This is a genomic window from Cytobacillus sp. FSL R7-0696 (assembly GCF_038006865.1).
Taxonomy (GTDB): domain Bacteria; phylum Bacillota; class Bacilli; order Bacillales; family Cytobacillaceae; genus Cytobacillus; species Cytobacillus kochii.
In genome coordinates this window covers 2,631,910-2,645,199 of sequence record NZ_JBBOWA010000001.1, presented here as the reverse complement: position 1 = coordinate 2,645,199, position 13,290 = coordinate 2,631,910, and the positions used below count along the sequence as shown (strand labels likewise).

The 13,290-nt window shown below is 36.9% G+C and carries 15 protein-coding genes; 5 read left to right on the top strand and 10 right to left on the bottom strand.

Annotated features, from left to right (window positions below; all coding sequences use genetic code 11):
• The first annotated feature begins 73 nt into the window (after positions 1–73).
• Complete coding sequence (locus MKX29_RS13745) at positions 74–1,600, top strand: AbgT family transporter (protein WP_224938068.1); 1,527 nt, start codon at positions 74–76, stop codon at positions 1,598–1,600.
• Positions 1,601–1,668: 68 nt separating this feature from the next.
• On the opposite strand, the gene MKX29_RS13740 is transcribed toward MKX29_RS13745, so the two are convergent.
• Positions 1,669–1,992: a YuzD family protein gene (locus tag MKX29_RS13740; protein ID WP_095372025.1), complete on the bottom strand. Its 324-nt coding sequence runs from the start codon at positions 1,990–1,992 to the stop codon at positions 1,669–1,671.
• Positions 1,993–2,146: 154 nt separating this feature from the next.
• Here MKX29_RS13740 and MKX29_RS13735 point away from each other — a divergent pair, with 154 nt between their 5' ends.
• Positions 2,147–2,386, top strand: a complete 240-nt coding sequence (locus tag MKX29_RS13735; protein ID WP_095372024.1) for a NifU family protein — start codon at positions 2,147–2,149, stop codon at positions 2,384–2,386.
• A gap of 25 nt (positions 2,387–2,411) precedes the next feature.
• Here MKX29_RS13735 and thrB read toward each other — a convergent pair whose 3' ends face one another.
• The 7 genes from thrB to yutH form a co-directional block, all read right to left on the bottom strand.
• Positions 2,412–3,344 (bottom strand): homoserine kinase, encoded by a 933-nt coding sequence (thrB, locus tag MKX29_RS13730; protein WP_224938069.1) that lies wholly within the window; start codon positions 3,342–3,344, stop codon positions 2,412–2,414.
• Positions 3,341–4,405, bottom strand: coding sequence for a threonine synthase (thrC, locus tag MKX29_RS13725; protein ID WP_224938118.1), 1,065 nt, complete (start codon positions 4,403–4,405; stop codon positions 3,341–3,343). The genes thrB and thrC overlap by 4 nt, the downstream gene beginning before the upstream one ends.
• The gene (locus tag MKX29_RS13720; RefSeq protein WP_224938070.1) at positions 4,405–5,700 is read right to left on the bottom strand and encodes a homoserine dehydrogenase; all 1,296 of its coding nucleotides are present in this window, start codon (positions 5,698–5,700) and stop codon (positions 4,405–4,407) included. Before MKX29_RS13720 ends, thrC begins: the two co-directional genes overlap by 1 nt.
• A 203-nt stretch (positions 5,701–5,903) precedes the next feature.
• Positions 5,904–7,235, bottom strand: a complete 1,332-nt coding sequence (locus MKX29_RS13715; protein WP_251163566.1) for a PepSY-associated TM helix domain-containing protein — start codon at positions 7,233–7,235, stop codon at positions 5,904–5,906.
• Between the two features lie 30 nt (positions 7,236–7,265).
• On the bottom strand, positions 7,266–7,835 hold the full coding sequence (locus MKX29_RS13710) for a DeoR family transcriptional regulator (RefSeq protein ID WP_251163567.1): 570 nt from the start codon (positions 7,833–7,835) through the stop codon (positions 7,266–7,268).
• Positions 7,836–8,126: 291 nt separating this feature from the next.
• Positions 8,127–9,092, bottom strand: a complete 966-nt coding sequence (locus MKX29_RS13705; RefSeq protein WP_251163568.1) for a 2-hydroxyacid dehydrogenase — start codon at positions 9,090–9,092, stop codon at positions 8,127–8,129.
• A gap of 253 nt (positions 9,093–9,345) precedes the next feature.
• Positions 9,346–10,365 (bottom strand): spore coat putative kinase YutH, encoded by a 1,020-nt coding sequence (gene yutH, locus MKX29_RS13700; RefSeq protein ID WP_224938073.1) that lies wholly within the window; start codon positions 10,363–10,365, stop codon positions 9,346–9,348.
• A 185-nt stretch (positions 10,366–10,550) separates the two neighbouring features.
• Between yutH and MKX29_RS13695 the strand changes: the two genes are divergently transcribed.
• Positions 10,551–11,051 (top strand): phosphatidylglycerophosphatase A family protein, encoded by a 501-nt coding sequence (locus MKX29_RS13695; RefSeq protein WP_341108265.1) that lies wholly within the window; start codon positions 10,551–10,553, stop codon positions 11,049–11,051.
• Between the two features lie 211 nt (positions 11,052–11,262).
• Here the strand turns inward: MKX29_RS13695 and MKX29_RS13690 are convergent, their stop codons facing one another.
• Together MKX29_RS13690 and MKX29_RS13685 are read right to left on the bottom strand one after the other, a co-directional pair.
• Positions 11,263–12,030 carry a TIGR01457 family HAD-type hydrolase gene (locus MKX29_RS13690; protein WP_224938074.1) on the bottom strand — a complete coding sequence of 256 codons (768 nt, stop codon included), beginning with the start codon at positions 12,028–12,030 and terminating at the stop codon, positions 11,263–11,265.
• An 11-nt stretch (positions 12,031–12,041) separates the two neighbouring features.
• Positions 12,042–12,479, bottom strand: coding sequence for a DUF86 domain-containing protein (locus MKX29_RS13685; RefSeq protein WP_095373609.1), 438 nt, complete (start codon positions 12,477–12,479; stop codon positions 12,042–12,044).
• Between the two features lie 160 nt (positions 12,480–12,639).
• Here MKX29_RS13685 and MKX29_RS13680 point away from each other — a divergent pair, with 160 nt between their 5' ends.
• Positions 12,640–12,906, top strand: coding sequence for a DUF3055 domain-containing protein (locus MKX29_RS13680; RefSeq protein WP_095372016.1), 267 nt, complete (start codon positions 12,640–12,642; stop codon positions 12,904–12,906).
• A gap of 92 nt (positions 12,907–12,998) precedes the next feature.
• Positions 12,999–13,256 (top strand): hypothetical protein, encoded by a 258-nt coding sequence (locus MKX29_RS13675; RefSeq protein ID WP_251163570.1) that lies wholly within the window; start codon positions 12,999–13,001, stop codon positions 13,254–13,256.
• Positions 13,257–13,290 lie beyond the last annotated feature (34 nt).

Genomic DNA, 13,290 nt, shown 5'->3' with positions numbered 1-13,290 from the left:
CAAAGAAGCGCTTACAAAATAGTTAGGTTATATTCAAAATATTTCCTAAATAGAAAGAAGGGAGAAAATATAAATGAAGAAAAAGAGAAAAGGTTACTTGCAGCGTTCATTAGATAGTGTTGAAACAATTGGTAACAAATTGCCTCATCCCGTCACTTTATTCGCAATATTGTCATTAATTGTTTTGCTATTATCTGCTGGTCTATCACAACTAGGAATTAGTGTAGAGCATCCGGGCGAAGAAGGAAAAATGGTTGAAATTACTAACCTTTTAAGTGCAGAAGGTATCCAATATATATTTTCTAGTATGACAGATAACTTTATTGGGTTTGCCCCTCTGGGTGTCGTTTTAGTGACGATGTTAGGAATAGGTATTGCTGAGCGCTCGGGACTCATTAGTGCCTTATTACGTGGGTTTGTCTTATCAGTACCTAAGAGATTTATTACACTAGGATTAGTATTCGCAGGAATCATGTCTAGTGTCGCTTCCGATGCAGGGTATGTTGTATTACCGCCACTTGGTGCACTTCTTTTTGCAGCAGTAGGTAGACATCCATTGGCAGGATTAGCTGCAGCCTTTGCCGGGGTATCAGGAGGATTTAGTGCAAACCTTTTACTTTCAGGTACAGATGCATTATTAGGGGAGCTAACCATTGCAGGTGCTGCAATTATAGATCCTGTCTATGCAGAAGGTATGAGCATTGCCATGAATTATTGGTTCATTATTGTTTCTGTGTTTTTATTGACAGTTATAGGAGCATGGGTAACAGAAAAAATTGTTGAGCCACGACTTGGGGAATATAAAGGCGACTACAGGGAAAAAGTTGAAAAGTTAACAGCTATCGAAAAGAAGGGGTTAATCTGGTCAAGTGTTTCAATTGTAGTAGGAGTTATTTTAGCAGCATTACTCGTTTTACCAGAAGGCGCTCCAATGCGTGGTACTGGTGACCAACCAATTATCTCCTCTCCATTCATGAGTTCTTTAGTACCAATCATTGCGATTCTTTTCTTTATTCCAGGTTTAGTATATGGCATGGTTACTAGAGAAATTAAAAATGACAAAGATGTGGCAAATCAACTCTCTGATACAATGGCGTCAATGGGAATGTTTATTGTACTAGCTTTTACAGCGGGACAATTTGTCGCTTACTTTAATGAATCTAATATAGGATTAGTTCTAGGGGTTTATGGTGCTGAATTCTTACAAAACATTAACCTCACAGGCATTCCATTAATTATCGTCTTTATTCTTATTGCTGCATTTATTAACATATTTATCGGCAGTGCTTCTGCAAAGTGGGCAATGATGGCTCCGGTATTTGTTCCAATTATGATGCAATTAGGTTATTCACCTGAACTTACTCAGATGGCCTATAGAATTGCAGATTCATCAACAAATATCATTTCTCCGTTGATGACGTATTTTGCCATTATTATTGCTTTTGCACAGAAATATGATAAAAAGATGGGAATTGGTACGCTTGTATCAACAATGATTCCTTATTCAATGTTCTTCTTAGTCGGATGGACACTTATGTTGATTGTGTGGATGTTACTTGGTATAGAGCTTGGACCAGGTGCACCGATTATGTATGAATAAATGCTTTTTTAACAAAAAATGCAACCTCTATCTCATTCATCTGAGGTCAGAGGTTGCATTTTTTTCACTTACACCGCTGTAAATCCGTATTTCTCCATCTCCGCATAAATCACTTTCAACCTAGGATTACCTTCTCCAACAATTTGATCTTTGATTTTAACTACGGGATAAAACATATCTTCTTCAATTACACGAGAGGCGAAAGCTTTTTTTTCTTCATCTAATGGTGGGTTGAATATATCGACATATGATACTTTAAATTTTTGGTTTTCAAACTTTCTTGCCAGTGCCGCTTCAAGCCATTCGTATGTCTCTTTAGATGACGGTAAATTCACACAGCTTGCACATAGAACATCTGCTCCATATACAATAATCTCTAATTGGTCAGCCATGAAATGCTTCCCCCTTTTTCAATAAAAAAAATAATTTCACTCTTCATTCTATTTTACAATATAGTATAATAAGAGACATAAGTAAATGTTTCCTTATCATAGATTTTTATGGTTATCTTGATTATAATATAGATATGAAAGGAGTCGATTTTAAATGGCAGAACAAGCAGAAATGACAGGTCAAGTCCAAGAAGTACTAGATAAATTAAGACCGTTCCTTCTTCGTGATGGAGGAGATTGTGAATTAGTAGATGTAGAAGACGGGATTGTAAAATTACGTCTTTTAGGCGCATGTGGTAGTTGCCCAAGTTCTACAATTACTCTTAAAGCAGGTATTGAACGTGCTCTTTTAGAAGAAGTTCCTGGTGTTGTGGAAGTAGAACAAGTTTTCTAATGCCTACTTAATTAAAAAAGCGATGTCACATGACATCGCTTTTTATTTTTGAACTATTTTCTTTATAAATACGACTACCGATTAAATCCATTTGCAATGGAACTACTTTCATTCCATGCAAACCTGCACTCAAGAGCGTTGCCAGTTTTTGTCCTTCCCCATCACGTGCTAAGCATAATATAGTCGGTCCTGCGCCACTTAGTGCTACACCAAGTGCTCCATTCGCCATTGCAACTTTTTCTACTCCTTCAAGCTCTGGTACAATTTCTTTACGATAAGGTTGATGATAAAGATCTTTCATCATCATTTTACCTGCTTGTTCATAATCCCCACTAATAAGTGAAGCAATAAATACATTGCCAATTGCCCCTGCGTGAACAGCATGTTTATAAGAAAGTTCCGTTGGCAATACTTGGCGCGATTTCTTCGTTAATAATTCAGATGTTGGGATACAAACGACAAAATCAACTTGAAGGTGGTATAGTGATAAAGCGTCTACACCATCATCTGCTTGACTACCGATTAGCAATCCTCCAAGTAGGGAAGCACCGACATTATCGGGATGTCCTTCTAATTCAGTTGCCCATTCGAGCTTTTGTTGTTTTGTTAATCGTAAATCACATAATGTATCAGCAAGTTCGATTCCAGCCACAATCGCTGCCGCACTTGAACCTAACCCTCTAGCAATGGGGATATCACTGCTCACCGTTAATCGACAAGGTGGGCAATCCTGATTGTATTTCTTCGCTGTTTGCATAGCCACTTGAATAATGTAATTCTGCTCATCTGTTGGAAATGTCATCAATCCTTCTGAAAGAGGAATGACTTCCCATTGATCATGGGTTGTTACCTCAAGTCGCAAATACAAATTGAGGGCCAAACCAATGGAATCAAACCCTGGCCCTAAATTTGCTGTACTAGCAGGTACTTCAATGACTAGCACTTCACCTGCCATCATACGTGGACAACTCCCTTTATATGCGCTGCCACAGCTTGCTCATCATTTGGCAATTTCACAGGTTGAACAGGACTCGCATCAATCGCCGTATTCGGATCTTTCAATCCATTTCCAGTTAAAACTGCTACTACTTTTGTTTGATGCTTAATTTCTCCATTACGTAATTGCTTATATACACCTGCAAGAGAGGCACATGATGCCGGTTCAGCAAAAATCCCCTCTGATGAAGCTAATTTTCTATACATACAAAGAATCTCTTCGTCACTGACTTCATCAATTTTCCCTTGCGATTCTTTCGCTGCATTCACAGCTAAATCCCAGCTTGCTGGATTACCGATACGGATAGCTGTAGCAACTGTTTCAGGGTTTTCAAAAACACGATTATGAACAATAGCTGCTGCACCCTCTGCTTCAAATCCATGCATTTTTGGTAGGCCTGTTTGTTTAGCTTGATGATATTCTTTAAACCCTTTCCAGTAAGCGCTAATATTGCCCGCGTTTCCAACTGGTAAGGCAAGAATATCTGGCGCCATCCCACCTAACTGATCACAAATTTCAAATGCTGCTGTTTTTTGTCCCTCAAGACGATAAGGGTTTACAGAGTTTACCAATGTAACGGCTTCTGTTTCACTAATTTTTCTAACCATTGATAAAGCTTGATCAAAATTCCCTTCAATTGAAACCACTTCTGCCCCGTACATGACTGCCTGTGCTAATTTTCCCATAGCGATTTTTCCTTCAGGAATCACGACAATACATCTTAGACCAGATCTCGCTGCATAGGCTGCTGCTGCTGCTGAAGTATTACCTGTAGATGCACAAATAATTGCTTCACTTCCAGCTTCTTTCGCTTTAGCTACAGCCATAACCATACCGCGGTCTTTAAATGAACCTGTTGGGTTTGCTCCTTCTGTTTTCACATATAAATCAATTCCCCAATCTCTTGAAAGGTTATCTAACCGAATTAAAGGAGTGTTGCCTTCATTTAGTGTAAGCATCGGAGTATTTTCAGTTATTGGTAAAAATTCTTTATATGATTGTAATAAGCCTTCCCATCTCATCATTTGGCTCCTCCTTCTACACGATACGAACTTTTAATCTCTTTTACTGCCTCTAAGTCTCTTAAATGAAGCATAATATTTTCATAGTCTTCTAACGATGCTTGGTGTGTAACCACTACAATTTCAGCTAGTTCTTTCTCTTTGACAGGTACTTGTAGAATCTTCTCGAAACTCACACCTCTTTGCGAGAAAATATTTGTGATATTAGCGAAAACACCGACTTCATCACTTACATGTAAGCGCAGGAAGTATTTGGCGAAAATTTCATTATCGTTTTTTAATTTCTTCTCAAACTGTGGAACTGCCGCACTTCTTCCATTAACTCCTAATCTCATATTCTTCATGACTGCAACCAAGTCTGAAACAACAGCTGTTGCTGTAGGTAAGCTTCCCGCTCCTGGACCATAAAACATTGTTTCACCCACTGCCTCACCATACACATATACGGCGTTATATTCATCTTGCACACCCGCAAGTGGATGGGTTTCTGCTAACATCGTCGGTTGTACACTCACTTCTACTTTTTCGCCTTCTCGGTGAGCGATCCCAATTAATTTCATTGAATAGCCGAGTTGCTTCGCATATTGTAAATCTTCTTCCGTGATTTCCGTAATCCCGTTAACCTTCACATCATCTAAATCAATATTCATAGAGAAGCCTAATGTTGATAGAATGGCCATTTTTCTAGCTGCATCTAATCCTTCTACATCAGCAGTAGGGTCACTTTCTGCATAACCAAGTGCTTGTGCCTCTTTTAGAACCTCTTCGTAAGCACTGCCCTCTTTACTCATTTTTGTCAAAATAAAGTTTGTCGTGCCGTTCACAATGCCCATCATTTTCGTAATGCGGTCAGATGCTAAACCATCTACTAGCCCTCTTAAAATAGGAATACCACCAGCTACACTTGCTTCATAAAATAAGTCACATTGATTTTCCGAAGCAGATTGTAATAATTCCGGCCCATAAACCGCCATTAAATCCTTATTAGCTGTCACAATATGCTTATGATGATTGATTGCTTCTTGGAGATAATCCTTCGTTTTCTCCAGTCCACCCATCACTTCGATGACTACATCTATATTATCGTTCTTTAAGATATCATCAGGGTTCGCTGTAAGTAGCTCTGGGTTTATTTCTACCTCTCGCTTTTTATCTAACTCTCTCACCAGAATTTTACTCACCTTTACCGGGCATCCAATTTGATGCATAAGCTTATCCTGGTTTCTTTCAATGATTTTTACTACACCTGAACCTACTGTGCCCAAACCTAATAAACCGATCGAGATTGCTTCCATTTCCGTTCCCCCTCAGATTGTTCTTATAGAAAGTACATTTGTATTTGTATAGTAGACATTATAGACCTGTTTCTTGTCTTTGACAATAGGAGAAAGTAGTTTTTTCTATTTTTCTATTAACGCTTTATCTTATAAATTTATAGCATCCGACTCTTGAAAATAAAAAAAGACATTTTCATAAAAACTGAAAATGTCTTCATCGCTTATTCTTTATTTTTTTTCACAAAACTAACTATACATTCAATAAGTGCCACGATAATGAGGGATATACCAAATAAAGGCATCAGTATACCTAAAAGGACCATTAACATTATAAAACCAATGGATATCCCTTTAAAATTTTTCGGTGGTGCAGAAAACTTGTCTTTTTTCTTCCGCGAAAGCCATGTTTTAAAACCCCAAAAAATAACAAAAAGAAAAGCAAGACAAACTACTAAGTTTAAAACCTTATTTGGCCAGCCAAATAAATGACCTTCATGTAATGGAATCCCCCATGTAAACCATTTTTGTAAAAGATTATAATCCTCATAATTAACAGCGGCGATATATTCACCGGAATATTGGTCAAAGTAAGTAGTCATTTCTTCTGACGGACTCACATCCAAACCCGTTACACCGGAATTACTTCCTTTAGAAACAATATAAACACCGTCATCAGCAGAAGGGTAAACAATAGAATAAGGTTTACTAATATTTTCACTTTCCACTTCATCTATTAGTTGCCCTACTGAAATCATAAACTCATTATGTTCTCTCTGACCTGATCCTCCGTGATGATGGGCATGAGGATCATCAGATGCTGGGGTTTCCTCTTGCCTTGTCGCCCATGGGATCTCATTAATATCAGATGTTGGTGGATTTAATTCCAGTTCAGGTGCATTATTACTGGCAGTTGTATAGATTATATTCCCCATAACCGCAGACCACGGTAAGCCCGTGAAAATAATAACTACCATTGGAATGGTAATGATTACACCTATAAGCGCATGTAATTTTTTATTACGAAAGTTCTTAGAACCATTTGCTTTTCTCGTTAAGATCTTCCCTTTAAAAGTCATATACAACCCACTGATTAGTAGAAAGATGGCCCAACAGGCCGCTAGTTCAACTAAATAATTGACCGGTGTTCCTCCTACAAATAGGGAGCTATGTATGCTACGCATCACATTTGAGTATGTATTGGCTGCATCCTGACTCCCAACAATTTGGTTTTGTTCATCAAGGAAAACATACTTTTGTTCCCCAGCCTCATCTGTTAAAGTTAAACGAGTATTATATGGCTCCTCCATGATACTAATCTTTGTAACAGCAAAGCCATGAAAGTCTTTTTCAACTTTCTCCATTCCTTCGTCTATCGTTAATTGTTCACTGTTTTCACTATCTCCAAAGAATAAATCATCATATAATTGATTTTCGACTTCTGGAAAAAACAAATAACCAATTCCTGAAAGAGTTAATGTAATAAGTAAGGGAGCAATAAAAATCCCCGCAAAAAAATGCCATCTCCAAAAACGATTATAAAATCCCTTTTTCATCTTGTATTCTCCTACTCTATAATCATAAAATTAGTTCGAATGACAACAGCCACCAGACATTTGCTTCACAATTTCTTTTATCGCTTCTTCAAACGGTAAGATTTCTCCGCCAAACCCTTGTTGGAATTGTTTGGCATGTTTATAAGAATTGAAACAAATCACTTGAGGGTGGCAGCAATTTAAATCAAGGTCAGCATTAATTAAATACAATGCTGCTTTTGCGCTCATCGTCGTATCTTTTAAGAAGTCTCTACAAATAATTTGTGTCACATCTTCCTTAATATCTTCATAACGTAATAATCCACAATGAGGACAACATGTTTGCTCAATCACATCATTCTCTCTGATGATTTGCACTGATAATCTTGCTTGCAATGGTTTCAAACAATAAGTACATTGGTTCTCTTTCATTAAATTTCTTGGAATGAGTGCAATCCCGTTAGATGTTTTAATGATTTTATCCTGTTTCAATAATGGCTTTATATCTCTATAAACTGTCATTTCTGATACGCCTAGTCTCTTACTAATTGTCGAAACTTTTAATGATCCTTCTTTCTCTAGCCAATCTATCATTTTTTCTCTTCTTTCAATTGGCAACATGAAATCCCTCCTCAAAAATATTTATGTTAGTAAAAGTGAATTCATAACGAATAATAACATAAAATCACATTTTTTTATTCGTTACTCTAAACAATTACTAAAAGGTTTGCTATCTATACACACTCTCTTCATATATATTGGTTTTTTTTCACATTTCAAAAAACACCATGATGAAAAAGAAATATACTTGTGGATTATTTTTAAGGAGCATAAAGATAAATGAAATGTCAAAAACCCGTGTGCTATAACGCCCACGGGTTTTAACCTACTCGTTTAATTTACAAAGATGGTTTATTGTTTTACTGGTGTAAGTGGAGTCCCATCTGAAAATACTCGGTCAATGTTCTGTACGCATAATTCCATCATTTTATATCTTGTTTCAGTTGTTGCACTTCCAATATGAGGCAATGCGACTACTTGTTTTAATTGCAATAGAGGATGATCTCCTGAGATTGGTTCTTCTGCGAACACATCTAATCCAGCTCCCGCAATTTCACCCTCTACTAAGGCAGAGTAGAGGTCATCTTCATTGACTACTGGTCCACGTGAGGCATTAACAAAAATAGCTGAAGGTTTCATTTGCTGAAAGACTTCTTTTGTGAAAAGATTTCTTGTTTCATTTGTTAAAGGCGTTAAGCAGACGATAAAATCAGATTGACTGACAAGTTCTTCGAATGATACATACTGGGCATGAAGCTCTTCTTCCGCTCTCTTTTTCCTAGTTCGATTATAATAAAGGATATGCATATCAAATCCTTTTGCACGTTTAGCAACCACCTCACCAATACTCCCCATGCCAACAATTCCAATGGTTTTTCTATGGACGTCATGTCCAGCTAATAGCAGTGGACTCCAGCTTTTCCACTGATTATTTTTCACATATTCTGCCGCTTCAATCATTCTCCTTGCCGTAGCTAATAATAATGAAAAAGTCAGATCAGCTGTTGATTCTGTTAGGACATCAGGTGTATTAGTGATTGTTACATTCGCGCGCTCTGCCGCTTGTATATCTATGTTGTCATAACCAACGGCCATATTGGCCACAACCTTTAATTTCGGGGCATGTTGAAATAATTCCTCATCTACTTTTTCTGATAACATTGTCATTAAGCCTTCTGCATCTTTCACCTTTTCGAGTAACACATGACGAGGGATTACTACATCCTCCTTGTCCCACATCTCAACATCGTATTTTGCTTGTAATGGCTCAATGACCTCATATGGAAGTTTCCTTGTAATAAACAATTTCTTACCCATTCTCTCACCACTTCCCATTTTCTTTTCATTATAGGCAAATTTTTCATTTGGTGGAAGTGATTTTGCTTGGTGAGAAAGCACGATCCAGCTTGAACTTGGCTCGTGCTTATAAAATGGTTGATCTTTAGCTTTAGGTGAAGACTCATCTTAATTAAATTAATTGCTACATTATTGGAATGAAGGTGTGCTTATTTCAGATTTCCCCACACTTTCCAACTTTTTTTCCTGATGAAGGGTACATATATAAATTTATTTATTTCGATTCCAACCATTCAGGCATAGGAATATACCATTGTTTAGATACTTCCTGATGGTTTACGATCTCAAAAAAACGCGATATGAATTGTTCATATTCTGGCGATTGGTGCAAATACTTTTCTAATTTTTCCTTCAGAATATTTCGTTCTTGTTCTGTTTGTGCACCGTAATAGCTTTCGATGCATTCAAAATAATGAAGTGGGAACATCATTCTCGCATAATATAAACGCCATGAAAAACTTGACAATGGACTGATCGATTCATATTCTTCAACAAACTTTCTTACATCTGGTTGATAGGTTTTTATATTCTTGAAGTACTTCTCTCTCGTCCATTCGGCTAAATCTCTTGTGGCATGGTCAAATACCCAATCAAAAGGGTTTTTCACATAATATTGTTCTCCCCATGTACGATTAGAAAATCTTTCATGGCAGACAGTGCCAGTATCAGTCATCATCGGTTCATCATCAAATTCCGTATCAACAATATATTGAATCGCATTTTCAGCCATTCCCATGTAATAAGGAAATGATTCTAAAAATAGGCGGTCAAATTCACTTTCTCCATCAAATTGAAATACCATATCATTCCATACCTTTTCCATTTGATCGAGTCTTGTTTCCCACAGTGTTTTCCATTGACCGATTCGACTTGTTTGTTCCACTGCAAAATTAACCGTTCTCCCTCGAAAGTGGAATTTTGCCAACTTCCTGCCGAAATGTCCTTCTTTTCTTGGCTGTAAACGTTGATTACTTAAAACTGCATATCTCGCTTCCTCCCACTCAGTATAAGGCTTTCCTTCTGTTGTTTTTTTAAATCCAGCAATATTCTTATCCCCACTCATTCTTAAATGCTCTGCAATTTGATCCAGTTCAGTGAGCGCCTCTTCTTTTAAATGATTAGCAGGGACTAATATATACACTTCATTTTGTGATTTACAAGCATTATAATGATCAAATCGAAACTCTTCTTCCGCCTGAATATTATATTTTTCCTTGAGTAAACGTCTTAACATTCGTCATAACCCCCTTTAATCAAGCTAAATAGATGCATTTTATTCAAATATATGAAAAAATAGCTAAAACTTGTTGATTTATTTTTAGGGGATATGATGGTTTGAAAGTTCGCAAGCTATCATTACTATCATATAGTAGTAAAGAGCAGCAGAAAGCGAATAAAATTATAGAAAAAGGTGAACTCATGAGTGAAGAAAGAGCAATTACTTTAACAGAGAAAACAGCAAGAAAATGGCTCAAAGAACGAGGAGTAGAGATTGTTGATATTGCTGAGTTAGTGTATTTTCTTCAAGAGAAATATCATCAAAACTTGAAAATAGAAACATGTATCGACAATGTAGAAAGAGTATTATCCAAACGGGAAGTACAAAACGCCATTCTCACCGGTATTCAATTAGATATGCTTGCAGAAGAAAAGAAATTAATGGAACCACTGCAATCCATTATTGAAACAGATGAAGGATTATATGGTGTTGACGAAGTTTTAGCGCTATCAATTGTAAATGTGTATGGTTCAATCGGAATGACCAATTTTGGTTATGTAGATAAATTAAAACCCGGTATCTTAGGTCCATTAAATGATAAAAACTCTGAAAGATGCCATACTTTTTTAGATGATATTGTTGGTGCCATTGCTGCTGCGGCTTCTAGTCGCCTTGCTCACCGTGCGCATCATGTGGAATAGATAGAAGAAAAATAGTAGGACATCACTTTATAGTGAGCCTGCTATTTTTATTTTACTCGCCTTTATATTACAGAGTTTTAGATAAATTTGTTGTTATAAAAAGCGTTCATGTTCACTCGCATGAATGTCTATAATCGTCTTCGCAGTCAACATCTATTCCAACAATATAAAAAACAGCAAGTACATCTTTCGTACTGCTGTTCTTCATTTCTTATAAGTAATCCCACTGATTTAGTGTATCCACAACAAAGGTTGGTTGCTTGTCGTAGCCTTTTAAAAGTTCCTTCGTTGTTACGCCTGTATGAACCAATAATGTGTCTAAACCAGCATTCATTCCTGCCTTGATATCTGTATCATAGTTATCTCCAACCATCAATGTATGAGCTTTATCTGTGCCTAAAACTTTTAACGCTTGCTCCATAATGATCGCTTCTGGCTTGCCAATAAAAGTAGGGATAGTTTGCGTCGATACACTAATGACTGAGGTTAATGAGCCATTGCCAGGTAAAAGTCCTCTTTCAGTTGGAATGGCAATATCACCGTTTGTAGAGATAAAGGTAGCTCCATTTCTTACAGCCAAACAAGCTGTTGCAAGTTTCTCGTAGTTGATGTCACGATCGATTCCTGAAACAACATAATCGGCGTGCTCCCCTGCAAAGTGAAAGCCCTTTTCTTCTAATGCCTGTCTAATCCCTTCTTCTCCGATCACAAATATAGACGCTTCGGGACTTCTTTGAAAAATATAATTCGCCGTTGCCATACTAGTTGTAAATACTTTATCTTCAGTCGCCTCAATGCCAAAATTTTGAAGTTTTTCAGCAACTTGTTTTGGTGTTCTAGATGAATTGTTTGTGACAAAAAGGTAGGGAATGCCTCTTTCTTTTAACCCTTGAATAAAGGAAACGGCTTCATGAATTAATTGTTTTCCTTTGTACATCGTCCCATCTAAATCAATTAAATAACCTTTATATTTTGTCATTTACTTTCCCCCTAATTTCTAAAAGCTGATACAGGACCAAGTTCTTTCATTAAATAGTCTCTAACAGCTGTAGGGAATTTTTTTAATTGAGCTAATTCTAATTGGAAGCTCTTGTTTAATTCATCATGTTGAATGCCTGTATAACTTTGCACTAATGGCTTACGGTAAGCAATAACCTTTTTATAGCTGATAGCCATTTCATGGTCAATGACTTTTTCATCTTCCAGAATATCAATAATATCTTCATAACTACCTGGGTCTCTCATAATAAAGCCATCAATCATTGCATTACCTACATCTAAGACCGCCTCAATAACCATATGGCTCAGTCTTTCAAGCGCAAGTTTCTCTATATCCGAATGAAGTGCTGTATGTTTCCCTAATAGTGATAGTTGTTTTTCCAAATAAACGAGGATTTCCTCAATTTTTTCTCGATCAACAAAATACATGTCCCTCACCTTTCTCATCCCATACTTCCTATCTATTGTATCTCATTCATAACAATGAAGAAAGTTCTCCCTTATGTGAGTATAAAATCAATTTCCTGTCTGCTAAGATTTTGTTATGATAAATGTAGCATGGATAGTTAGAAAGGGGTCTATACGTTAAATGACCGAAAGATTCTTTTTATATGATGATTTAGAAGATACAAAAACACGCTTTGTTAGTTTTATGGGTGAAAATCAACGCTTTGATTTAGCGCTTGTTCGTTCAGATCGGTATTATGGAAAACAACTTGTTCTTGATATTCAAGGAAGTCGTTTTGCTATTATTGGTACCGATGACCTTGAAGAAGAGGGTTATTTAGAACATGCTTTTCAATTGGAGAGCGAAGATGCAGAAGAGTTAAGAGCCTTTTTATATGAGGTCATTTAACCGATTGGATAATATTGATTGCTCCTGCAAATAGTATAAATGGGAGCGTAGCAAGGCTCTCATTTTTTCTCATATTATTAGGAGTGATATCAATGGATCAAAAAAAGAATTACTCGGATTTTGACAATGTTGAATCACAAAAGGAAAACCTCGCAGTGGAAGATTTACCTGAGGGCCCGTATGGTGCACCAAGAGGGAAGCATACACCTGTTGAGAACAAAAGTTCAGAGTGGGAAGAAGGTCAACACCAATCTAGTGCATTTGTTTATGAAAATCGGGAACTTCATGCTGACATTCCTAGAGAAATGCCTGGAGCACACGATCCCCATTCAGAAGCTTCAGATGAGTAATTTTAACAGAAAAAAAGCTGGACGAATAATTCGT

Excerpts from the sequence above, each read along its gene's own strand:
- MKX29_RS13745 (WP_224938068.1), top strand. The coding sequence starts at position 74 with ATGAAGAAAAAGAGAAAAGGTTACTTGCAGCGTTCATTAGATAGTGTT.
- MKX29_RS13740 (WP_095372025.1), bottom strand. The coding sequence starts at position 1,992 with ATGGCTGACCAATTAGAGATTATTGTATATGGAGCAGATGTTCTATGT.
- MKX29_RS13735 (WP_095372024.1), top strand. The coding sequence starts at position 2,147 with ATGGCAGAACAAGCAGAAATGACAGGTCAAGTCCAAGAAGTACTAGAT.
- thrB (WP_224938069.1), bottom strand. The coding sequence starts at position 3,344 with ATGATGGCAGGTGAAGTGCTAGTCATTGAAGTACCTGCTAGTACAGCA.
- thrC (WP_224938118.1), bottom strand. The coding sequence starts at position 4,405 with ATGAGATGGGAAGGCTTATTACAATCATATAAAGAATTTTTACCAATA.
- MKX29_RS13720 (WP_224938070.1), bottom strand. The coding sequence starts at position 5,700 with ATGGAAGCAATCTCGATCGGTTTATTAGGTTTGGGCACAGTAGGTTCA.
- MKX29_RS13715 (WP_251163566.1), bottom strand. The coding sequence starts at position 7,235 with ATGAAAAAGGGATTTTATAATCGTTTTTGGAGATGGCATTTTTTTGCG.
- MKX29_RS13710 (WP_251163567.1), bottom strand. The coding sequence starts at position 7,835 with ATGTTGCCAATTGAAAGAAGAGAAAAAATGATAGATTGGCTAGAGAAA.
- MKX29_RS13705 (WP_251163568.1), bottom strand. The coding sequence starts at position 9,092 with ATGGGTAAGAAATTGTTTATTACAAGGAAACTTCCATATGAGGTCATT.
- yutH (WP_224938073.1), bottom strand. The coding sequence starts at position 10,365 with ATGTTAAGACGTTTACTCAAGGAAAAATATAATATTCAGGCGGAAGAA.
- MKX29_RS13695 (WP_341108265.1), top strand. The coding sequence starts at position 10,551 with ATGAGTGAAGAAAGAGCAATTACTTTAACAGAGAAAACAGCAAGAAAA.
- MKX29_RS13690 (WP_224938074.1), bottom strand. The coding sequence starts at position 12,030 with ATGACAAAATATAAAGGTTATTTAATTGATTTAGATGGGACGATGTAC.
- MKX29_RS13685 (WP_095373609.1), bottom strand. The coding sequence starts at position 12,479 with ATGTATTTTGTTGATCGAGAAAAAATTGAGGAAATCCTCGTTTATTTG.
- MKX29_RS13680 (WP_095372016.1), top strand. The coding sequence starts at position 12,640 with ATGACCGAAAGATTCTTTTTATATGATGATTTAGAAGATACAAAAACA.
- MKX29_RS13675 (WP_251163570.1), top strand. The coding sequence starts at position 12,999 with ATGGATCAAAAAAAGAATTACTCGGATTTTGACAATGTTGAATCACAA.